Below are 20,696 nucleotides of genomic sequence, written 5' to 3' on the forward strand. Positions count from 1 at the left end.
ATCACGCGCGGAAGACGAAGCGCGAATAGCCGAAGAAGCTGAAGACCATCGCGGCGACGCTGGCAACCACCATCGCCGCAAGCGGCTGAAGCCCGGGCAGCGAAAGCAGCAGTGCGGAATAAAGCCCGTAATTGACGAGCGCCGCCGTGACGCCGACCGAGCCGTAGCGGAAGCCTTCGGCGGCGAGCGAGCGGCCGGAGCGATCGAAGGTGAAGTTCCGGTTGAAAGCCCAGGTCGCCGCCATTGCGAGGGCGATGGCAATCAGCCGCGCCAGGAAAGGCCCGAGCGGCGTCAGATCGAGCAGCGCCGACAGCACACCTGCATCGACGAGAAAGCCGATGCCGCCGGCAATCGCGAAACGGATGAGCTTCTTCACGCCGCATCCGCCTTGCCGCGGCCGGCGCGCAGCGCCGGTGCCGGCTCGCGATCAGGCAGCTTGGCATGGCTCGGCGTCTCCAGGCTCATATAGTGGATACGCAACTGCTCGGCGCGGGCGCGGGCGACGGAATCCAGGATGACGCCGGCGGTGAACAGCATGAAGGAGATCATCATCAGCGCCGTCGACAGAACCCAGGTCGGCATGCGGCTGACGAGACCCGTCTCGAAATATTCCGCCAGCACCGGCGTCATGAAGCCGAGGCTCGCCAGCATGAAGAGACCGCTGATCGCGCTGAAGAAGGCGAAGGGCCGGGTCTCCTTCATCAGCATCGCAAACATCCAGAGAATCTTGGCGCCGTCGCGGAACGTCGAAAGCTTGGAGTGCGAGCCTTCCGGCCGGCGGCCATAATCGAGTTCAAGTTCGCTGACCGGCAGCTTCAGCCGTGAGGCATGCACCGACATCTCGGTTTCGATCTCGAAGCCGCCCGATACGGCCGGGAAGCTCTTGACGAAACGGCGCGAGAAGGCGCGGTAGCCGGAAAAGATATCGGTGAAATCAGGGCCGAAGATCGTCCGGTAGAGCAGGTTGAAAAGCCGGTTGCCGACCGCGTGGCCCTGACGGCCGGCATCGGCATGCACGCCGCGCCGGGTTCCGACAACCATGTCGGCGCGCTCGGTCAGAAGTGTGCGCACCAACTCCTCGGCATCGCCTGGCGCATAAGTTCCGTCGCCGTCCGCGATGATGTAGATGTCGGCCTCGATGTCGGCGAACATCCGGCGCACGACATGACCCTTGCCCTGCCGCCGCTCGCGCACGACATGCGCACCGGCCAGCATCGCCTGCAGCGCGGTTCCGTCGGTGGAATTATTGTCGTAGACGTGGATCGCGGCATCCGGCAGCGTTGCCCGGAAGCCCTGCACCACAGAGCCGATCGTTGCGGCTTCATTATAACAGGGAAGCAGGACGGCAATGTCCGGGTGATGGGTACGCGATCGGGCCATGACTCTACTCGTTACACTGAAAGCCGCCATCAGCCTAAATCATGCAGCGTTAATAAGACCCTATAACGCAGGCAGAATCGGCCGCGCCGGCAGCCGGCTTTACACTTTCTTGATCGGCGGCGGCTAAGGTTCGGCCATCCGGAAACGAACCGCTAGAGCCTTTCCTGGTTAGATTGAAGCATTCTGTTAGCTCAAACGGAGTCGGATGGTCGACCGGCCCGTTTCAGCCAACCCGAAGGGCCGGGCATGTTCCCGCCAGGATCAGAGGCGATCGGCTCGGACATACCTTGGGGTCTGCCCATCGCCAATCGCCTCTGCCCTGACGAAAACCTGCTCCGGCAGAATGCTTCAATCTAACCAGGAAAGGCTCTAACCACGATGAACGCCGTACAGCCGATCACCAACACATCATCCGCGACCGATATCCCGAGCGGCGGCATCCGCGGCCTTCTGATGCGTCTGTGGCCGACCGTCATCGCCTATAGCGTCATTCTCGCCGCCGTCATCGTCGTCACCAAGCTCTATGGCGCTACCGATTACGTCGGCCCCGACAATGACGATGGCATGCGCCTCGTCGAGGTGCGCGATTTTCTCGCCGGCCAGGGCTGGTTCGATCTGATGCAATATCGTCTCGGCCTCAATGGCGGCACGCTGATGCACTGGTCGCGGTTGATCGACCTGCCGATCGCTTCGCTGATCTGGTTCTTCGGCCTGTTTGCGCCGCGTGAGACGGCCGAGGCGATCGCGCTCGGCATCTGGCCCGTATCGCTCATCCTGCCCGCCATGCTCGCCATGGCCGTTGCCGGCCGGCGCATCGGCGGCGCTGCCGGCATGCATATCAGTCTCGGGCTGACCGCGCTCGCGATCTATACCGGCAACCGGTTCGCGCCGGGCGCCATCGATCATCACAATGCGCAACTGGCGCTGGTCGCGACAATGACGGCGATGCTGCTGGATCCGAAGCGTCGCGGCTGGAGCTATGCGGTTGCCGGCATTGCGGCCGCCATCGCCATCGCCATCGGCGCCGAGACGACGCCCTTCGTTGCCGCCGTCTGCCTGACGGTCGCCGTTCTCTGGGCATGGGAGGGCAAAGATTTTGCCGTCGCCGCCCAGTCCTTCGGGCTCGCGCTGGCGATGATGATCAGCATCCTCTTCTTCGCAACGGTGCCGCCGCGGCTCTATTCGATGGTCACCTGCGACAATCTCTCGCTCGGTTATTACAGCCTGGCGGCGATCGGCGGCGGGCTTCTGCTGTTTTGCGCGGTGTTTGCGAGCGGACTCACCAGGCCGCTGCGCTTTGCGGCGCTCGCCGTCGTCGGCGCCGGCGTCCTCGGTTCGGCTGTCGTGATCGCGCCGCAGTGCCTGAGCGATCCGCTGGCCGGTCTCGATCCCATGCTCGTCGAACTCTGGCTGCGGAATGTTTCCGAGGCGAGGTCGATCTTCGCTTTGGCGCGCAGCGAAGCTTTCGATATCGGCGCCTTCTATGCGGCCGGTCTTTTCGGCATCGCCGTCTGCATCTTCCGCATCGTTCAGCGCGACCGCGTGCAGATTCACCTTGTTCTGCTGTTCCTGCTTGCAATCAGCTGGGCGATCGCGCTCGTCCAGGTGCGCGGCTCGACCTTCTCGAACCTCATCTCCATCCTGCCGCTTGCCCTGCTGATCATCGATATCAGGCGCATCTCCAACAGTGACAGCGAAAATATCGCCGTCGCCTTCGTCTATGTGGTGACGGTGCTTGCAGGCGTCCCCGCCGCCTGGGCCGTCGGTGGTGGGCTCATCTCGCTGCAGATGCAGAATGAGGCGCAGAAGAAGGCGTCGGAACCGGCAAAGGAAAAGGCCTGTGCATCGCGAGAGGCACTGGCGCCGCTTTCCGGGCTTCCGGTCGGCCTCGTCTCCGCGCCATCGGAAATGGGCGTCGCAATTCTCCGATTTACGCCAAACCGAGTTCTTTCGGCCCCCTATCACCGCAATCAGGGCGGCATGCTGACGGAGTTGCATATCGGCATGGCTGAGCCGCAGCAGGCGGAAGCTTTTCTGAAGGGGGCAGGCGTCACGACGCTTGCCTTCTGCCCCGGTGATCCGCAGACACGGCAGCTCGCGAAACTAAAGCCGGACGGCCTCTATGCGCAGCTCGGCAAAGGAAATATTCCGCCCTATCTGGAGCCGGTTTCGAAAGCCGCGGATGCGGCTGTGCAGTTCTTTCACTATCGGCCGGCGACGAATTGACGCCGGCGATCATCGTGATGGCAAATCGTTAGAGCCTTTCCTGGTTAGATTGAAGCATTCTGCCGGAGCAGATTTTCGTCAGGGCAGAGGCGATGGGCGATGGGCATACCCCTTCGTACGTCCGAGCCGATCGCCTCTGATCCTGGCGGAACCATGCCCGGCCTTTCAGGTGCTGAAACGGGCCGGCTGCTCGACCGGCCGGCTTGGCCGTAGAGCTGGGCTACGACGCGCGCCGGCCGGTCGACCATCCGACTCCGTTTGAGCCAACAGAATGATTCAATCTAACCAGGAAAGGCTCTAATGGGAAACACGCGGCGCGCGAAAGCGTGCATGGGCGTAGAGGCCGAGCACGTAAAGGATCAGGCCGCCATTGTAGCCGAGAATGGCATAGAGGAGGGCCAGGAGCGACACCGGCCCTGGCGAGGTTATCGCCGCCAGCGCGAAGGTGATTCCGATCAGCGCGGCGATCAATGCGATCGCTGCGGCCGAGCGCATTTGCGCGGCGCTGATGCCTAATGCTGCTGCTGTGAGAATAATCATTTCAGCACCTTCCCGAAGAGAACGAGGGGAAGCATAGGAAGCGCCACCTAACAAAGATTTACCGGTCATATCGGCCGAAAAGCCTTTGCATTGCGGTGGTTAGCAATCCCTTTCGACTGAAACGCATAGTCTAACTAAGCGTTCCCCCGCAAAACAGATTTACTCGATTTTGTTGCGTTTTTTTTGCGCACAACGACCGCCTGTAGGAGGGGCGCAGATCAGCGCCCGCCCTACGGAGTCTTTTCAGCATCGGCTCGACTGCCGGGGGAAACCGGCCTTGGCGCGATCGCGACCTTCCTGTTTGCCGCCGATCGACATAGAAAGAAGGGATGAGCAACCTCTTCGACAGCGATTCGCCGACCAACCTTGCCGAATATTCGGTTTCGGAGCTTTCCGGCTCGATCAAGCGTACCGTCGAAACGGCCTTCGATCAGGTTCGCGTGCGCGGCGAAATATCAGGCTATCGTGGGCCGCACTCCTCGGGTCATGCCTATTTCGCGCTGAAGGACGATCGCGCCCGCATCGACGCCGTCATCTGGAAGACCACCTTCTCGCGGCTGAAATTCCGTCCGGAAGAGGGCATGGAGGTGATCGCCACCGGCAAGGTCACCACTTTTCCCGGCTCTTCGAAATATCAGATCGTCATCGAGACGCTGGAGCCGGCCGGCGCCGGCGCGCTGATGGCGCTGATCGAAGAGCGCAAACGCAAGCTCGGTGCCGAGGGCCTGTTCGATGCCGCCCGCAAGAAGCGGCTGCCCTTCATGCCCAGGGTGATCGGCGTCGTCACCTCGCCGACCGGCGCCGTGATCCGCGATATCCTGCACCGGATCTCCGACCGATTTCCCGTGCATGTCCTCGTCTGGCCGGTGAAGGTTCAGGGCGAGGGGGCCGGCGAGGAGGTGGCCAACGCCATCCGCGGCTTCAATGGGCTGGAGCCGGGAGGTGCGGTTGCCCGTCCCGATGTGCTGATCGTCGCGCGCGGCGGCGGCAGCCTGGAAGATCTCTGGAGTTTCAACGACGAGATCGTCGTGCGCGCGGCGGCCGAAAGCCGGATCCCGCTGATCTCGGCCGTCGGTCACGAAACCGATTGGACGCTGATCGATTATGCCGCCGATGTCCGCGCCCCGACGCCGACCGGAGCGGCGGAAATGGCCGTGCCCGTCAAGGCGGAGCTCGAGGCGCAGCTTGCGGCCCTTGCTGCCCGCCTGCAAGGCTGCATGAGCCGGCAGATGGATCAGCGCCGCCAGTCCGTCCGTGGTTTGATGCGGGCATTGCCCTCGCTCGACCAGCTTCTCGCCTTGCCGCGCCGTCGTTTCGACGAGGCGGCCGCCGGCCTTGGCCGTGGGCTCGAACTCAACACCGTCAACAAGCGCCGCGGCTTCGAGCGTGTCGCTGCGCATCTGCGCCCTGATGTTCTGTCCAATCGTATCGCCGAGCGGCGGCAGAGGCTGAATGAGCGGATGGTGCGGGCCGAGCGTATGGTCGAGCGGCTGATCGACCGTTCGACATCGCGCGTCCAGCGCGCCGAAGCAATCCTTGCCTCGCTGCCGGCACGGTTGAAGACGCAAACCGACCGCTCCCGCGAGCGCCTCGGCAATCTTTCACGCCATGCCGACACGGCAATTCGCCACCAATTGACGCGTGCCCGGGGCGAGCTTTCCGCACAGGATCGGGTGCTGCAGTCGCTTTCCTACAAGAATGTGCTGAAGCGCGGCTACGCCGTTATCCGCGACGAGGAGGACAGGCCGGTCTCGCAGGCGGCAGGTCTTTCGGCCGGCGCTGCGGTCTCGATCGAATTCGCCGACGGTCGCATCGGCGCCGTCACCACCGAAGGCGGCATGCCGCCCGCCAGCGCCAAGAAGCGCAGCGCAAAGCCCGCCGAGCCGACGAAACAGGGAAGTCTGTTCTGACGATGCAGATCCTGTTGGTGCTTGCCCATCCGCTGCCGGAAAGTTTTGCCGCCTCGGTGGCGCGCACGGCTCGCGAAGCCTTGGAAGGCTCCGGCCATGTCGTCGATCTGCTTGACCTCTACGCCGAGGATTTCGATCCGCGCCTGTCCGAGGCCGATCGCCGCACTTATTTCGACACGCCCTACGATACGTCGGCCGTCGCCGATATCGTTGCCCGGCTGCAGTCGGCCGACGGTCTCATCCTCGTCTTTCCGCAGTGGTGGTTCAATTTCCCGGCCATTCTGAAGGGGTTCTTCGATCGCTCTTCGCGCCAGGTGTGGCCTTCACGCATGATGCCGCCGGCGGCCGCATCGTGCCGCGGCTCACCAATATCAGGCTGCTTTATGCGCTGACGACGACGGGCTCGCCCTGGTGGCTGGTTCATCTCTATATGGGCAACCCCGTCCGCCGCCTGCTGAAGCGGGGCATTGCCAACTTCTGTTCGAAGAAGATCGTCTTCCGCATGCTGAGCCTGCACGACATGGACCGCGCCACGGAAGCCAGGCGCAAGGCGCATCTGGAGCACGTCCGCAAGGCGCTCGCCGCCATCTGACTATTCGAAATCCGACAGAAACTTCTTGAGCAGCCGGTCGAACGCCGCCTTGTCCTCGGCGGTCAGATTGCGCGTCAGCCGCTGCTGGTTGGCGACATGGGCGCCGACCGCCTCCTCGACGGTCGTGAACCCCTTATCCGTCAGTGCGATCAACACGCTGCGCCTGTCGTCCGGATTGACGATGCGTTCGACGAAGCCCGCCTTCTCCAACTGATCGATGCGGTTCGTCATCGTGCCGGAGCTGACCATCGTCATCTCCAGAAGCTCGCCGGGTGAGAGCCGATGAGGCGCGCCGGAGCGGCGAAGGGTGGCCAGCACGTCGAAGGACGAGGTGGAAAGCCCGTGCTTCAGCAGCACCGCCTCCACTTCGCGGCCGAGATGCGTGCCGAGACGCTTCAGGCGTCCGAGGATGCCCATCGGCTCGACGTCGAGGTCCGGGCGCTCGCGCCGCCATTGCGCCAGGATTCTGTCGACGTGATCTTGCTTGTCTTCATCCATTCCACATCGATACCAGTAGATATCTTGACGTCAAGATAAAATCCGCTATCCTGGATTTATCTTGATATAGAGATTCTTGAGATGAAGACAAATCCTCGATATTTGACCGATGTGCTGATGACCGCGCTCGCACCCGCTATCTGGGGCAGCACCTATATCGTCACCACCTCCTTCCTTCCGGCAGGATATCCGCTGACAGTCGCGATGCTGAGAGCCCTGCCGGCTGGGCTGCTGCTTCTGCTCCTGGTAAGGAAGCCGCCTTTCGGTATCTGGTGGGGAAGGGCCTTCATTCTCGGCGCGCTGAACTTCTCGTTCTTCTGGGCGATGCTCTTCGTCTCGGCCTACAGGCTCCCGGGCGGCCTTGCCGCAACGGTCGGCGCGGTGCAGCCGCTGATCGTCATCGCCCTGTCGCGGTTTTTCCTCGGCAAGCCGGTTCGGCCGCTGGCCGTGCTGGCCGGTCTTGCCGGCATGGCCGGCGTCGGATTGCTGGTATTGACGCCGAAGGCGGCGCTTGATCCCGTCGGGATCGCTGCCGGTCTCGCCGGCGCCGTCTCGATGGCCTTCGGCACGGTGCTGACGCGCCGCTGGGCGCCGCCGGTGTCGAACCTCACCTTCACCGCCTGGCAACTGACGGCAGGTGGCATCCTGCTGGTGCCTGTTGCGCTTTTCCTCGAGCCGGCGCTGCCGGCACTGAGCGCCGCAAACATTGCCGGTATCGCCTATCTCGGCCTGATCGGCGCGGCCTTCACCTATCTGCTCTGGTTCCGCGGCCTGTCGCGCATCGAACCCTCGGCGGCCGCCTCGCTCGGCTTTCTGAGCCCTGTCGTGGCGACCCTGCTCGGCTGGCTGGCGCTCGGCCAGAGCCTGGCGCCGGCGCAGGTCGCCGGCTTCGCCCTGGTGCTCGCCGGCGTCTGGCTCAGTCAGCGCGCGACGATGGCGGTCAGGCCCACTCGCCCTGTCGCATCACCGCAACCCGCGAACCATCCGGTCTGAGGCCGTCGATATCGACCTTGTCCGAGCCGATCATCCAGTCGATATGGATCAGGCTGGAATTGCCGCCCTGCGCCTTGATCTCCTCCTGGCTCAGCGTCGCGCCGTTCAGGAAGCACTTGGAATAGCACTGGCCGAGCGCGATATGGCAGGAGGCGTTTTCGTCGAACAGGGTATTGTAGAACAGGATGCCGCTCGCCGAGATCGGCGAGGAATGCGGCACCAGCGCCACTTCACCGAGCCGGCGCGCGCCCTCGTCGGTATCGAGCACCTTGTTCAACACCTCTTCGCCGCGCGACGCCTTTGCCTCGACGATCCGCCCGCCCTCGAAGCGTACCTGGATATTGTCGATCAGCGTGCCCTGGTGCGACAGCGGCTTGGTGCTGGAAACATGGCCTTCGACGCGCAGCGCATGCGGCGTGGTGAACACCTCCTCGGTCGGAATGTTCGGATTGCAGGTGATGCCGTTCTTGGCGGTGGAGGCGCCGCCATGCCATTCATGCCCGTCGGCAAGGCCGACCGTCAGATCGGTGCCCGGCCCCTTGAAATGCAGCGACGCGAAGCGCTCGCCGTTCAGCCAGGCGGAGCGCTTGGCGAGATTGGCATTGTGTTCCGCCCAGGCGGCGATGGGATCGTCCACATCGACGCGCGAGGCGGCAAAGATCGCCCTGGCGAGCTTGGCGATCGCGATCGGCTCCGGATCGTCGGGAAAGACCACCTTGGCCCAGGACGGATTGGGATAGGAAACGATGTTCCAGTTGATGTCGAAATTCGAAATCTTCTCCAGCGCCGGCTTGTAGGCCGTGGAAGTGGCGCGATTGGCGCGGCCGACCTTGCCGGCATCCTGCTCGGACAGCAGCAACGGGTTGTCGCCGGCAACCGCAAGGCGGGCCGCTCCATTGGCATAGGCCTTGGCCATGCCCTCATAGAGCCAGTCGGAGGCGCGGTCGAAGCTTTCGTCGCTGCCGTACTGATAGCGCGAAAGCGTCGTTTCCTCGTCGGAATAGAAGGCGCTCACCAATCCGGCGCCGGCCTGATAGGCCTGTTTGGTGATCAGCCGCACGAGCGGCAGCGCCACGACAGGCGCGGTGACGACCAGGTCCTGACCTCTCTGCAGCTGAAGGCCGACCTTGACGGCGACTTCCGCAAGCTTCTCCAGCTTGACGGGATCAACAGCGTTCTGGCTTTGGGGCATGAAAGTCATGGTTCGACCTGCTTTCTGTCATCGATGGTGGAAAGCTGGAAGACTTAGACCCGTTTGCGGCGAAAATGAAGTGCCGCTGCCGAATTGAAGCGGCCGGTCTTGTCCGGCCGCTTGCTAGGCCTTTACGCTGCGGCAGACTGCCTGAGCAGGATCGAGGAATGTTTTTCGAGGAATTCCATCAGCCGCTGCGGGTAATCAGGGCCGACAGCCGCCCGGACACTCGCCCGCGCGGAAAGAGCCTTGCGCCAGCGCTTCACCCGCTCCAATCCATCGAATATGCCGCTGTCGCCGAGCGTGTCGAAGAGGTCGAAATAACGAAAGACCGGCGCAAAGACGGCGTCGACGAGCCCGAAGCTGCTGCCCGCGAAATAAGGCCCGTCTGTCAGTGCGCTCTCGATCGTTGCGAATTTGGCGATGAGGGCTTTGCGCTTGGCGTCGAGCTGCAGCGCATCCTGCGCCGTTTCATAACCCCAGAGGTCGGAAAGCACGGACGAGCCGAATTCCATCCAGCCGCGGTGGCGGGCGCGGGTGAGCGGATCGGCCGCCAGATATTCGCAGATGACGCTGCTTTCGAAGAGCACCGCCTCGCTGCCGTCCTCTTCCTCGATCCGCAGCAGCGGCACCTTGCCGAGCGGTGAAATCTTCAGGAACCAATCCGGCTTGTTGGCGAGATCGATGTTGATGCGCTCGAATGGCACGCCCTTTTCAAGCAGCGTGATCGCGGCGCGCTGCACATAGGGGCAGAGATGGTGGCTGATGAGGGTAAGCCTGCTCATGGAAATCTCCTGGTCACAATCCATGCAAATGCATCTAATATCGCTTGCGGCGGAATTCAAGATAGATGTAATTGCATTTATGTCCGAGAACATGCCGAAACCGAGCGAAGCCACCACCCGTGCCTGGACGAGCATCATGCGCGCCCGCGAGCGCTTGCTTGCAGCCATCGAAGCCGAGCTGAAAGCGGCCGGCATGCCGCCGCTTGCCTGGTATGACGTGCTGTGGGAACTGGCGCGCGCCGATGATGGCAGGTTGCGCCCCTATGAGATCGAAGAGCGGACTTTGCTTGCGCAGTATAATCTTTCCCGCCTTATCGACCGGCTGGAAGGAGAGGGGCTCGTCCGGCGCGAAGTCTTAGCGGAGGATGGACGCGGTCGCTGGGTTGTCATCACCGAAGCCGGCCGGCAGCTCCGCGAACGCATGTGGGTGGTCTATGCCAGATCGATCGAGAGCCATATCGCCTGCAGGCTCACCGAAAGCGAGGCAGAGAGCATCTCGGCCTTGCTCGCGCGTTTCCTGTGATCAGGCGATCAATGGCGCGCCGACGGCCTTCAACACCGCCAGCGCGTCCTTCGGGTCGAGCCGCACCTGCAGCCCGCGCTGCCCGCCATTGATATAGACGAGCGGTTCAATAAGGGCGGTCTCCTCGATCGCCGTCGGCACGGTCTTCTTCTGGCCGAAGGGGCTGATGCCGCCGACGTGATAGCCCGTCAGCCGCTCGGCATCGGCGGGTTTCATCATGTTGGCCGACTTGCCGCCAAAGGCGCTGGCGAGTTTCTTCATGCTGACTTCGCGGTCCGACGGCACCACGACGCAGACCGGCTTGCCGTCCAGCTCCGCCATCAGCGTCTTCAACACCCGATGCGGTGCTTCGCCCAAAGCCTCGGCCGCCTGCAGCCCGACGCGCTCGGCGCCGGGATCGTAATCATAGGTGTGGATGGTGAAGGCGATGCCGGCCTTGGAAAGAACCTGTGTCGCGCGGGTGGTCTTGGACATAAGAAGCCTGTCAGCCGCCAAATGTGCCGGTGTAAATTTCCGGCTTGAAGCCGATTACCAGCTTGTCCTTCGCCTCCAGCACCGGCCGCTTGATCATCGACGGCTGGTCGAGCATCAGCGCGATGGCTTTCTCCCGGCTCAGGTTCTCGCGCTCGGCATCGGGCAGTTTGCGGAATGTCGTGCCGGCGCGGTTGAGCACCGTGTCGAGGCCGGCCTGGTCGATCCAGGCTTCGAGATGGGCGCGGTCGATGCCGAGCGCCTTGTAATCGTGAAATTCATAGGCGACGTCGTGGTCTTCCAGCCAGCTGCGGGCCTTCTTCATCGTGTCGCAATTCTTGATGCCATAGATGGTAACGGCCATACCCGATCGATCTCCGTGTGATGGCAGCGGGATAGCATGCGCGAAGGCCGGCGCAAACGCCATGTGAGCTTTATTCCCGGCAGCGCCTCCTCAGCTCTCCAGCGTGCCGGCCTCGCGCGACGTCTTGCTGGGCCCGGCGCAGACGATCTTCATCAGGTCGCCGCGCCGCCGCACCAGCCGGTCCGAGGTCCGGGTCAGGATCAGCCCGTCCTGCGGCGCCTGCACATCGATGCTGCCATCAACTTGCCCCGGCCGGGTGATGATCGTCGCCAGACGCTCGCCCTCCACAACCCTGTCGCCGATCGCGCGATGGAAGAGCACGGCGCCGCCTTCGGGAGCCCGGATGATCTCGACATTGTCGAGTGGCACGGCCGGGCCGGCAAACGCGGCCGGCGCCACCGGTTCGTCGCTGACGATCCCGCGTGATGTGAGGAAACGCCAGAGCCCGTCCGCATCCCGCTTCGCCAGCGCCGGATCGACATCGCGCTTGCCGCGCAGCTCGACCGTGACCGAAAGCTTGCCCGGCAGCATGGACCGTCGTTCGCCGGGGATTTCATATTTCCATGCAAAGCCGACGGCCTCCTCGAAGGCGGAGCTTTCGCCATCCGAAAGCAGCACGGCCTCCATGTCGAGCGCGGCGGCGAGATCGGCCGCCTCCGGCCAGAACGCCTCGTCGATATAGGCATATTGCAGCGATTCGTCGTCGCAATGCAGGTCGAGGACGAGATCGGCGCCGAGCGCCATATGCAGTAGCTGCCGCTTCAACCTGTCGGTAGCCGGGTAATCGTCGAGCTCTTCGATCAGCGTCGCCCGATCGGCAATGGAGATCAGCGGGAAATCCCGGTTGAAATTGGTGCGCGAACCAAGGTCGAAACGGCCCTGCAAATCACCGAAATGCGACTGCGCCGCACCGATCGGATTGGCCTGCGGCACGATGGTGATGCCGCCCAGGATGCCATCCTGGTCTTCCGCCCGCCGCAGCTGCTCGCAGAGGAAATGCAGGAGCGCCGTTCCCGGCAGTTCGCCGGCATGCAGTGCCGCCTGAATATAGATCTTCGGCGCCTTCGGATCGCGACCCTTGAAGCGCAGCACTGGCAGCCGCCATTCCGTTCCCGGGGTATCGCCCGGGATGATGATCTCTGAAACGTCCATGCTGTCGTGCTCCGCGTTTGCCGTCCCAACGGCTCTTCCAGCTTTATGCGCGGATATCCGGCAAGCGCAAGCCTCACCGGGCGCGGTGCCCTCAGCCGAGAAGCGGCCAGCGATCGATGATGTGGTATTCGGTTTTTCCGAGAATGCTGTGGATCAGCAGGAATTCCTGCGCCGTCCATGAAACCGGTTGGTCGAGCCGCGTCGGCGGCACCGCCTTGCGGTCGTAGAGCAGCGTCATATGCGGCGTGAAATTGCGATCGATATTGTCACGCAATCCCGTATTGTGCATGCCGACGCCCAACTGGACATGCAGGCGCATGAGCGGCATCAGCCCGCCTTTGCTGCAGAGCACCAGAGGCCGCGCCTTGCCCTGCCGCTTGAAGCTCATGATCCTGTCGAAGGTGACCGCGATCGGCGCGCCCTCGACTGTGGCGCCGGCCTGCCGGGCGGCAAAGATCACGTCCTCCGGCAACGCCTCATAGTCGCCGACGCCGATAACGCTCACATGCAGCGTCGTCAGCCGCGGCTTTGCGGCAAGGGAGAAGGTCTTGCCATAGTCATCGGCGATCGAAGCGGCTTGCCGTTCGACGATCGCAGGCGGGCGGAACGCAAAGAAAAGCCTGTGACCGCCGTTCCGGCTTTCACCCGTCCGCCCGCGCCGATTTTGACCATGGTCGAAATCGAAGGAAATCTGGTTCATGGCCTGTCGGGTCGTCATGACCGCCTCGCGCTCCAAAAACGGGGCGAAAGATACGTCGGCAAGGGAGAATATCAAGAACAAAAAAAGAACGAGATGCGCAAGAATCGGGTTGAAACAGCGGCCGTCCCGTATGATTTTGGTGGTAATCGAAAACGCGGAGGCTGTTTCATGGCCCAGACGATACACCACTATCTCATCTTCGAAACCGCGGGTGGTTTCTGCGGCATTGCCTGGAGCGATGCCGGCATCGTCCGTTTCCAGCTGCCGACGAAAACCGCGGAGGCAACCGAGCGGCTCTTGCTGCGCCGGCTGCCCGATGGCTTGCCCGGTGCGCCGACGCCTGATGTGCTCGAGACCGTGGCGGCAGTGAAGCGCTACTTCCAGGGTGAGGAGACGGATTTTTCTGGCGTGGAACTCGATCTTGCCGGCCAGGATGCCTTTTTCAGGGAGATTTATGCGGCGGCAAGGCGCATCGGCTGGGGCCGGACGACCACCTACGGCGCGCTGGCGAAAGAGCTCGGCGCCGGGCCGGAAGCGGCCCGCGACGTCGGCCAGGCGATGGCGAAGAACCCTGTCGCGCTGATCATTCCCTGCCACCGGGTGCTGGCGGCCGGCGGCAAGATCGGCGGCTTCTCCGCTCCCGGCGGTTCGACCTCGAAGACCCGCATGCTGGAGCTCGAAGGCGTCAACCTCGCCCCGCCGCCCGCCCAGCAGTCGCTGGGGTTTTAGGCGGCGGGCAATTTCAATTGGATATCGGCTGCTCAATGCGGGCTGGCCGTCGGCCGGATGATGATCTCGCTGACATCGACATCGTCAGGCTGGCTGACGGCATAAAGGATCGAATTGGCGATAGAATCGGGGCTGATCGTGATCGCCCTGAAGGCTTTCATGGCGTCGCGCGCGGTCGGGTCGGTGATCGTGTCGGCCAGTTCCGATGTCGTCGTGCCGGGAGAGATGACGGTCACGCGGATGCGATCGGTCTCTTGCCGCAGCCCGTCCGAGATTGCACGGACGGCGAATTTCGTCGCGCAATAGACGGCGGCCGTTGGCGAGACGCTGTGACCGCCGATCGAAGACAGGTTGATGATCTGTCCGGATCCCTGCGCCTTCATGATCGGCAGGGCCGCGGCGATGCCGTAGAGCACGCCCTTGATGTTGACGTCGATCATCTGGTCCCATTCATCGACCTTCAGGGCCTCGAGCGGCGAGAGCGGCATCAGGCCGGCATTGTTGACGATGACATCAAGCCGGCCGAACTCGGATCTGGCAAAGCCTGCGAAGGCCTCGACCTCGGAGCGGTCGGTGACGTCAAGCTTTCGCAGCCGTACCGTTCCGCCCCTGGCTTCGATGTCGCCGGCGAGCCTCTCCAGGCGCTCAGTGCGGCGAGCGCCGATCACGATGTGGGCGCCGGCCGCAGCCAGCACCTTTGCAGCAGCCTCGCCGATGCCGCTGCTGGCGCCGGTGATGGCAATGACCTTTCCTTCGATGTTCGACATTTCAAGCTCCATTTGTCTGTTGAGTGTTTTTTCGGGCGCGGTTCAGTCGGGGAAATCGGCGCTGAGCGTTGTCTGCGCCCAGCCGTCGAAATTCGCCCGCAGCGCATCGAGCCGTTCGCGGGCAATCTTCAGGGCGGGCGCGCCGAGGAGCAGGCGCAATGGCGGCTCCTCCGCCTCGAACGCCGATATGATGGCAGCGGCGGCACGCGCGGGATCGCCGGGCTGTTTGCCGGAGACCGAACGGGTGGCCTGGCGCCGCTTGCCTGAGGTTTCGGCATAATCGTCGATAACAGTCCTGGATTCGACCATCGACCGGCCCGCCCAATCCGTGCGGAAGGCACCGGGTTCGAGGATCGTCACCCTGATGCCGAGCGGCTTGACCTCATGGGAAAGCGATTCCGACAGGGCTTCGACTGCGAACTTGGTGGCGTGGTAGTAGCCGGTCGCGGCGAAGGCGACGAGCCCGCCGAGCGACGAGACGTTGAAGACATGCCCCCGCCGGCGCGCGCGCATGCCCGGCAGGACATGCTTGGTGACGGCAATCAGGCCGAAGACATTGGTCTCGAACTGGGCGCGTATCTCTGCGTCCTCGCCCTCTTCGATCGCCGAGAGGTAACCGCAGCCGGCATTGTTGACCGTGACGTCGATCGCGCCGAAATGCGCCTCGGCGTCGTGAACCGCGCGGGTGACGGAGTGGCCATCCGTCACATCGAGGGCGAGAGCAAGGGCGCGGTCGCCGTGTTCCGTTGCGAGATCCCGGAGGGTCTCGGGTCTGCGCGCCGTCATCGCGGCGCGCCAGCCACGGGCGAGAACCGCCTCGGCGAGCGCCCGGCCGAGGCCGGACGATGCGCCTGTTATGAACCAGATGGGTGTGGTGGAAGACATGATCCTCATCCTTTCCGGCCGGATAGAGCCTTATTGAGCGAGCTTGTCATTTGCGGCGAAGCACCATGCCGCCGTGATGGAGGGTGTTACCGTCAACGAAATCACCATCGGCCGTGAAGCCGGTATCGTCCCAGTATTCGATGTGGCTTCCGACCACTTCGTAACGGCCTCGATAGGCGCTCTCCCGGTTTCCTCGGGCCTCGTCATAGCGACCGTTGGGCAGAAGCTGGTGGCGGACCCGGCCGTCGTCGGTCACCCACATGCCGACATAGGGATGTTGCTGCATCGTATTCTCGCTTGCTTGCTGACGCGTGGATTGGCGGCCGCCGACGCTATCTCCGGCTGCCGGGCTGACCGCCGTACTGGCTAAGGTGGCGGCGGCGCAAAAATGCAGAACGGATCTCATGGCAATGTTTTGCATCCTTCTTCCTTTCGAGGTCAGGACCGCTGTTTTGGCGGGCCTCGACAGAAAAGATAGGCGCACGAACTGAAGTGATTAAGTTGCCAATCCGCGATGACTTGGTTAGATTTTCTAACCAATGGTCGACGATCTAGAAGGCATATCAGTCTTTCTCGCCGTGGCGGAGGCGCGGAGCTTTCGCCTTGCAGGCGAGCGTCTCGGCGTCACCCGCTCCGCCGTCAGTCAATCCCTGCAGCGTCTGGAGGATCGTCTTGGCGTCGCGCTCGTCCAGCGCACGACGCGCAGCGTCAGCCTGACCGAAGCCGGCGAAGTGTTCTTCGCGGCGGTTCGTCCATCGGTCCGGCAGGTCACGGATGCCATGCAGACGGTGCGGGACATGCAGGCGCGCCCGAGCGGCCTGCTGAGGATCACGGTGTCCTCGATCGCCGAGAGCTTTCTGTCCGGCACGTTGCTCGCCGGCTTCATGCAGGCCTGTCCCGAAATCAAACTGGATATCACCGTCACAGATGACGAATTCGATATCGTCGAAACCGGTTTCGATGCCGCTGTCCGTCTGGGCGAAGTGATCGAGCAGGATATGATCGCGGTCCCGGTCTCAGAGCCGCAGCGGCAATGCGCGGCCGCGTCCCCCGCCTACCTCGAGCGTCACGGCAGTCCCCGCCATCCAAGCGAACTCCAGGACCATGCCTGCATCGGATGGCGACCGCGCCCGGATACGGCGCCCTATCGCTGGGAATTCACCGAGAATGATCGTGATTTCGACGTCGCCGTCGATCCCGCAGTGACGACGAACGACATGGGCATGATGATCCGCATGGCCTGCGCCGGCGCCGGGATCACCTTCGGCATGGTGGAAACCTTCCAGCCCTATATCGACCGCGGCGAACTCATGCCGCTGCTCGAAGATTTCTGCCCGCCCTTTCCCGGCTTCTATCTCTATTATCCCAGGCGCCAGCGGCAGCCGCTGAAGCTGCGGGCCCTGGTCGATCATATCAGGAAGTCCGCGAGGGGTTAGATATGGTCGAGCCCTGACCGAAGGGTGCGATGGCTCCTGCCGGCATACGCCCGCCCCGGCTCAAGGTTGCCCCTGTCACGCGGTTTTGCTATTTCCCCATCGCCAAGGATCAGGGGCGAGGGGCTCCCTGTTGCCGGAGAAGCCATGCTGGACGACGTCTTTCGCATTCCAACCAGGGCTCTGATCCGTCAGGGTGGGCGGGCCTGCTTTTTTCGTCTCGTCAATACGAGCCCCTTGCTGATCCAGGTGCAGTCGGGAACGAAGATCGTCATGGCGGATGACAAGGCTTTGCGCCTTGAGGCGGGCGATTATGCGCTGCTGCCCGACTATCGGCCGTTGACGATGGAGAACATTCCAAAGGCGCCGCAGAAGTATCAGACCCTGGCGCTGCCTGTTCCAAGACAGCTGTTCGAGGATGCCTATATCGCCATGGGTTCGATCGCCGTCCCCTCGCGGCCGCTCCCGGCAAGCGCCTCGAACCTGCCGGAGGAAGCGGCGGCATTGTTTGCCTATTGCTGTCAGCCCGGCAATCTGACGAGGCTTCCCGGCGCCATTGCCAAGGCGCGTTTGATGGAGCTGATCACCTGGTTTGCGCTCTGCGGCGCGGTGCTCGGCCGATGCGAAAGTCCTCGGCTCGAGGACCGGCTGAGGCAGATGATTGAAAGTGATACGGCCTTTGATTGGACGCTGGGGCACGCGGCGCGCGCCTTCAACATGAGCGAAGCGACGCTCCGGCGTAAGCTCGCCGCCGAAAAGACAAGTTTCAGCGAGATATTGAGCGACACAAGGATGAATCGCGCCCTCGCCCTCATCCAAACCACAACCCTGCCGATGGCACAGGTGGCGCTCGAAGTCGGTTACGATTCGCCGTCGCAATTTTCGGCACGGTTCAAAGAGCGGTTCGGCGTCAATCCGCGCCATGTGCGGGGCGGAACTGAGCGTTTTGAGCGGATCGGGGCAGAAGTTGAGCATAGCGGGGCAGATGCGCTGCCGTGACAACGGTAGTTTTCCCGCATCATCAACCGCAGGAAAACAACATGCGTCTCATAACAGCAGCACTTCTGGCCACGTCCGTCTTTGGCGCCACGGCCGCCCAAGCCGAAATGAAGCTCACTTCGAAAGATCTGACATCCGGTAAGACCATGGCCGATGCGCAGGTCTTCAACAGCTTCGGCTGCACGGGCAAGAACATCTCGCCGGAACTCACCTGGTCGGGTGCTCCAGAGGGAACCAAGAGCTTCGCAGTCATGGTCTACGACCCGGATGCTCCGACCGGTTCGGGCTGGTGGCATTGGTCGGTGTTCAACATTCCGGCAGACGCCTCGAAGATTGCCACCGGCGCAAGCGGAGATAAGAAGCTTCCTGCGGGCGCCGTGGAAGGCCGTACTGATTTCGGTACATCAGGCTATGGCGGCGCATGCCCGCCGGTCGGCGATGCGCCGCACCATTACCAGTTCACCGTCTACGCGCTCTCGGTCGACAAGCTGCCGCTTCCCGATACGGCGCCGGGCGCGATGGTCGGCTACTATGTCCGGGCGAATACGCTCGACAAGGCCTCGCTTGAAGTCACCTACGGCCGCTGACGCCGTCATCACAGCCATTCTCCCCATCGAGCGCGGCCGACCGAGGAAATCTCGGCCGGCTGCTGGGATTTGGGAAATCAAGCAGGAACGTAGACCAATCGGATCACATCCTCGCCAATCCGGTCATTGGCCATAAGGCGGAGTGGCGGTCGGGGTCCGGCGAAATATGGCCTGCCGTGACCGAGCACGACGGGGTGCAGATAGATGACATATTCATCGATCAGGCCAAGATCGGTGAGGCTTCGCGCCAAATCCGGGCCGGCGACTTCGATCTCTCCGTCGCGTTCGGCCTTCAGCTTACGGATCGCGCCCTCGAGATCGCCGTCCACAAGGCTGGCGTTTGGACCGACCGATTTCAACGAGCGCGAGACGACCCATTTCGGCTGGTTCCGCCAGGCGGCCGCGAAGGCGCGTCTGTCCGCGTCCCATTCAGGATGGTCGTCATCCCAGTAACGCATGATCTCGTACATCTGGCGACCGTACACACTGCCCGCCTGCCGCTGCGTCGCTTCGATGAAGTGACGGAAGAGTATGGGACCTGGCGCAAACGCCGTATGATCGACGTAGCCGTCCAGCGATTGGTTCATTCCGAACACGAGCTTGGCCATGCTCACTCCTTTCCTTCAAGGGTCCATCCGCATGAGGTCGGATTGCGTCTGCGCAATCGGTCATAAGTTAGATCGACTGATTGTATATTGCAATTGGTTTTTCGGAGGCGAACCGCTTGCTGCGCGTTGCGTGACGCGCCTATCGTGATGCAAAGCGCTTCTTTGCCGGATCGGTGAACGGCGTGAACAGCGCGACAAGCGTGCCTTCCGGATCGCGGAACTGCACCGACCGGTTGCCCCACGGCATCAGCTTGGGCTCATGAACAAGGTCGACTTTATCCTTCAGCCGGGCATATGCGGCATCGACGTCGTCCACCATGAACTCGATGATCGCCGTTCGGTTGGCGCCGGCCTCGGCGCTGCCTTCCCTAAAGAGCGAAACGGTTTCCAGGCTGCCGATGGCAAGTGTCGCCGAAGGGGTGACGATCTCGGCGAAGACCGGCGCCAACCACTCGGCCGATTGCAGGGTGACCATTTCGTAGAAGCCGACCATAGCCTTGATATCACCGGCGATCAGCCGGATTGAGGCAAATTTCATAACGTTGTCCTTTCGAGAAGGCCGCAGACGTGTGCGCGGCATCGCTGCGGGCCTTGTCGCACAGGCCTGTTGCCAGCATTATGGCAACAGGAGTCAGCAGCAATGCGCAAAGCCGATCGTCTATTTCAGATCATTCAGATCCTGCGCCGTACGACCCGGCCGGTGACGGCCGCGGCAATCGCCGAGGAGATCGAAGTGTCGAGGCGCTCGGTGTACCGCGATATCACCGACCTGATCGGCCAAGGGGTGCCGATCGTCGGAGAGGCCGGCTTCGGCTATGTGCTCGACCCTGCCTATGACATGCCGCCCTTGATGCTGACGCCCGACGAGATCGAGGCGATCGTGCTTGGTACACAATGGGTCGCAACACGCGGTGACAAGGTGTTATCCGCAGCGGCACAGGACGTGTTGAGCAAGATCGCTGCCGTTATTCCCGAACGGCTGCGTCCATACATCGCCGAGCCAAGCGTTGGAGCAAAGCCTGGCGGGATCATTCCGACGGACATCGTCGACACGAGCGAACTGCGGCGCGCGATCCGCGAAGATCGGAAGCTTCGCCTGCGCTATCGGTCCGATACCGGGGAGGAGACCGAGCGGGTCGTGTGGCCGGTCATCCTCGGTTACGGTGAAGCAACGCGCTTGATTGTTGCCTGGTGCGAATTGAGGCAGGACTTCCGTCACTTCCGTACCGATCGCATGATCAAGATCGAGGTGCTGGAGGCGACCAACGGCCTGCGGAAGGGCGACCTGCGTCGCCGCTGGGAGAGATGGCGCGGGGAGCAACGCTCCCGGTCCGAGCACTGATCGCCGGGCGGCAATAATCG

At 62.8% G+C, this 20,696-nt stretch carries 25 protein-coding genes and 1 pseudogene; 10 read left to right on the forward strand and 16 right to left on the reverse strand.

Annotated features, from left to right (window positions below; translation table 11 throughout):
• Position 1: 1 nt before the first annotated feature.
• Both CO655_RS23345 and CO655_RS23350 read right to left on the reverse strand, forming a co-directional pair.
• Positions 2–376 carry a GtrA family protein gene (locus CO655_RS23345; RefSeq protein ID WP_097666952.1) on the reverse strand — a complete coding sequence of 125 codons (375 nt, stop codon included), beginning with the start codon at positions 374–376 and terminating at the stop codon, positions 2–4.
• Positions 373–1,380 (reverse strand): glycosyltransferase, encoded by a 1,008-nt coding sequence (locus CO655_RS23350; protein WP_097666954.1) that lies wholly within the window; start codon positions 1,378–1,380, stop codon positions 373–375. Before CO655_RS23350 ends, CO655_RS23345 begins: the two co-directional genes overlap by 4 nt.
• A gap of 378 nt (positions 1,381–1,758) precedes the next feature.
• Here CO655_RS23350 and CO655_RS23355 point away from each other — a divergent pair, with 378 nt between their 5' ends.
• Entirely contained in the window at positions 1,759–3,606 is a 1,848-nt protein-coding gene (locus CO655_RS23355; protein ID WP_097606768.1) for a hypothetical protein, read from the forward strand.
• A 44-nt stretch (positions 3,607–3,650) separates the two neighbouring features.
• On the opposite strand, the gene CO655_RS34390 is transcribed toward CO655_RS23355, so the two are convergent.
• Both CO655_RS34390 and CO655_RS23370 read right to left on the reverse strand, forming a co-directional pair.
• The gene (locus CO655_RS34390) at positions 3,651–3,854 is read right to left on the reverse strand and encodes a hypothetical protein (RefSeq protein WP_097666956.1); all 204 of its coding nucleotides are present in this window, start codon (positions 3,852–3,854) and stop codon (positions 3,651–3,653) included.
• A gap of 49 nt (positions 3,855–3,903) precedes the next feature.
• Positions 3,904–4,146: a hypothetical protein gene (locus CO655_RS23370; protein ID WP_038686303.1), complete on the reverse strand. Its 243-nt coding sequence runs from the start codon at positions 4,144–4,146 to the stop codon at positions 3,904–3,906.
• Between the two features lie 329 nt (positions 4,147–4,475).
• Here CO655_RS23370 and xseA point away from each other — a divergent pair, with 329 nt between their 5' ends.
• Positions 4,476–6,056: an exodeoxyribonuclease VII large subunit gene (gene xseA / locus CO655_RS23375; protein WP_097666958.1), complete on the forward strand. Its 1,581-nt coding sequence runs from the start codon at positions 4,476–4,478 to the stop codon at positions 6,054–6,056.
• Positions 6,057–6,058: 2 nt separating this feature from the next.
• Positions 6,059–6,648, forward strand: a pseudogene (locus CO655_RS23380) (NAD(P)H-dependent oxidoreductase).
• On the opposite strand, the gene CO655_RS23385 reads toward CO655_RS23380, so the two are convergent.
• Complete coding sequence (locus tag CO655_RS23385; RefSeq protein WP_097666960.1) at positions 6,649–7,146, reverse strand: MarR family transcriptional regulator; 498 nt, start codon at positions 7,144–7,146, stop codon at positions 6,649–6,651.
• Between the two features lie 81 nt (positions 7,147–7,227).
• On the opposite strand from CO655_RS23385, the gene CO655_RS23390 reads away from it, so the two are divergent.
• Entirely contained in the window at positions 7,228–8,139 is a 912-nt protein-coding gene (locus tag CO655_RS23390) for an EamA family transporter (protein ID WP_097666962.1), read from the forward strand.
• Here CO655_RS23390 and CO655_RS23395 read toward each other — a convergent pair.
• Positions 8,087–9,340: an aminopeptidase gene (locus CO655_RS23395; protein ID WP_097666964.1), complete on the reverse strand. Its 1,254-nt coding sequence runs from the start codon at positions 9,338–9,340 to the stop codon at positions 8,087–8,089. The two genes, CO655_RS23390 and CO655_RS23395, sit on opposite strands and share 53 nt — an antisense overlap.
• Positions 9,341–9,462: 122 nt before the next feature.
• On the reverse strand, positions 9,463–10,116 hold the full coding sequence (locus CO655_RS23400) for a glutathione S-transferase family protein (RefSeq protein ID WP_097666966.1): 654 nt from the start codon (positions 10,114–10,116) through the stop codon (positions 9,463–9,465).
• Between the two features lie 79 nt (positions 10,117–10,195).
• On the opposite strand from CO655_RS23400, the gene CO655_RS23405 reads away from it, so the two are divergent.
• Entirely contained in the window at positions 10,196–10,639 is a 444-nt protein-coding gene (locus CO655_RS23405) for a MarR family transcriptional regulator (RefSeq protein ID WP_097606956.1), read from the forward strand.
• On the opposite strand, the gene ybaK is transcribed toward CO655_RS23405, so the two are convergent.
• From ybaK to CO655_RS23425, 4 genes are all read right to left on the reverse strand, one after another.
• Positions 10,640–11,113 carry a Cys-tRNA(Pro) deacylase gene (gene ybaK / locus CO655_RS23410; protein ID WP_010030733.1) on the reverse strand — a complete coding sequence of 158 codons (474 nt, stop codon included), beginning with the start codon at positions 11,111–11,113 and terminating at the stop codon, positions 10,640–10,642.
• Between the two features lie 10 nt (positions 11,114–11,123).
• Complete coding sequence (locus tag CO655_RS23415; RefSeq protein ID WP_097606775.1) at positions 11,124–11,474, reverse strand: ArsC family reductase; 351 nt, start codon at positions 11,472–11,474, stop codon at positions 11,124–11,126.
• A gap of 90 nt (positions 11,475–11,564) precedes the next feature.
• Positions 11,565–12,626 (reverse strand): succinylglutamate desuccinylase/aspartoacylase family protein, encoded by a 1,062-nt coding sequence (locus CO655_RS23420; protein ID WP_097666968.1) that lies wholly within the window; start codon positions 12,624–12,626, stop codon positions 11,565–11,567.
• A 91-nt stretch (positions 12,627–12,717) separates the two neighbouring features.
• The gene (locus CO655_RS23425; protein ID WP_097667073.1) at positions 12,718–13,326 is read right to left on the reverse strand and encodes a 2'-5' RNA ligase family protein; all 609 of its coding nucleotides are present in this window, start codon (positions 13,324–13,326) and stop codon (positions 12,718–12,720) included.
• 168 nt (positions 13,327–13,494) lie between these two features.
• Here CO655_RS23425 and CO655_RS23430 point away from each other — a divergent pair, with 168 nt between their 5' ends.
• The gene (locus tag CO655_RS23430; protein ID WP_097666970.1) at positions 13,495–14,055 is read left to right on the forward strand and encodes a methylated-DNA--[protein]-cysteine S-methyltransferase; all 561 of its coding nucleotides are present in this window, start codon (positions 13,495–13,497) and stop codon (positions 14,053–14,055) included.
• Between the two features lie 32 nt (positions 14,056–14,087).
• Here the strand turns inward: CO655_RS23430 and CO655_RS23435 are convergent, their stop codons facing one another.
• Genes CO655_RS23435 through CO655_RS23445 form a run of 3 tightly spaced genes read right to left on the reverse strand, consistent with a single transcriptional unit; the run spans position 14,088 to position 16,128 of the window.
• On the reverse strand, positions 14,088–14,822 hold the full coding sequence (locus tag CO655_RS23435; protein WP_097667075.1) for an SDR family oxidoreductase: 735 nt from the start codon (positions 14,820–14,822) through the stop codon (positions 14,088–14,090).
• Between the two features lie 42 nt (positions 14,823–14,864).
• Complete coding sequence (locus CO655_RS23440) at positions 14,865–15,716, reverse strand: oxidoreductase (protein ID WP_176539292.1); 852 nt, start codon at positions 15,714–15,716, stop codon at positions 14,865–14,867.
• Between the two features lie 37 nt (positions 15,717–15,753).
• Entirely contained in the window at positions 15,754–16,128 is a 375-nt protein-coding gene (locus tag CO655_RS23445; RefSeq protein ID WP_010034361.1) for an Atu4866 domain-containing protein, read from the reverse strand.
• Positions 16,129–16,246: 118 nt separating this feature from the next.
• Here CO655_RS23445 and CO655_RS23450 point away from each other — a divergent pair, with 118 nt between their 5' ends.
• The 3 genes from CO655_RS23450 (at position 16,247) to CO655_RS23460 (ending at position 18,726) form a co-directional block, all read left to right on the forward strand.
• Positions 16,247–17,143 carry a LysR family transcriptional regulator gene (locus tag CO655_RS23450; protein WP_097666972.1) on the forward strand — a complete coding sequence of 299 codons (897 nt, stop codon included), beginning with the start codon at positions 16,247–16,249 and terminating at the stop codon, positions 17,141–17,143.
• A gap of 144 nt (positions 17,144–17,287) precedes the next feature.
• Positions 17,288–18,139, forward strand: coding sequence for a helix-turn-helix domain-containing protein (locus tag CO655_RS23455; protein WP_097666974.1), 852 nt, complete (start codon positions 17,288–17,290; stop codon positions 18,137–18,139).
• Between the two features lie 41 nt (positions 18,140–18,180).
• On the forward strand, positions 18,181–18,726 hold the full coding sequence (locus CO655_RS23460) for a YbhB/YbcL family Raf kinase inhibitor-like protein (protein WP_097666976.1): 546 nt from the start codon (positions 18,181–18,183) through the stop codon (positions 18,724–18,726).
• Positions 18,727–18,803: 77 nt separating this feature from the next.
• Here the strand turns inward: CO655_RS23460 and CO655_RS23465 are convergent, their stop codons facing one another.
• Together CO655_RS23465 and CO655_RS23470 are read right to left on the reverse strand one after the other, a co-directional pair.
• Entirely contained in the window at positions 18,804–19,334 is a 531-nt protein-coding gene (locus tag CO655_RS23465; RefSeq protein WP_097606781.1) for a dihydrofolate reductase family protein, read from the reverse strand.
• A gap of 139 nt (positions 19,335–19,473) precedes the next feature.
• Positions 19,474–19,872 (reverse strand): VOC family protein, encoded by a 399-nt coding sequence (locus tag CO655_RS23470; RefSeq protein WP_097606782.1) that lies wholly within the window; start codon positions 19,870–19,872, stop codon positions 19,474–19,476.
• Between the two features lie 102 nt (positions 19,873–19,974).
• Here CO655_RS23470 and CO655_RS23475 point away from each other — a divergent pair, with 102 nt between their 5' ends.
• Positions 19,975–20,676: a YafY family protein gene (locus CO655_RS23475; RefSeq protein ID WP_097666978.1), complete on the forward strand. Its 702-nt coding sequence runs from the start codon at positions 19,975–19,977 to the stop codon at positions 20,674–20,676.
• The last annotated feature ends 20 nt before the right edge of the window (positions 20,677–20,696 follow it).

It is taken from the genome of Rhizobium sp. M1, assembly GCF_002531805.1.
Classification (GTDB): domain Bacteria; phylum Pseudomonadota; class Alphaproteobacteria; order Rhizobiales; family Rhizobiaceae; genus Rhizobium; species Rhizobium etli_C.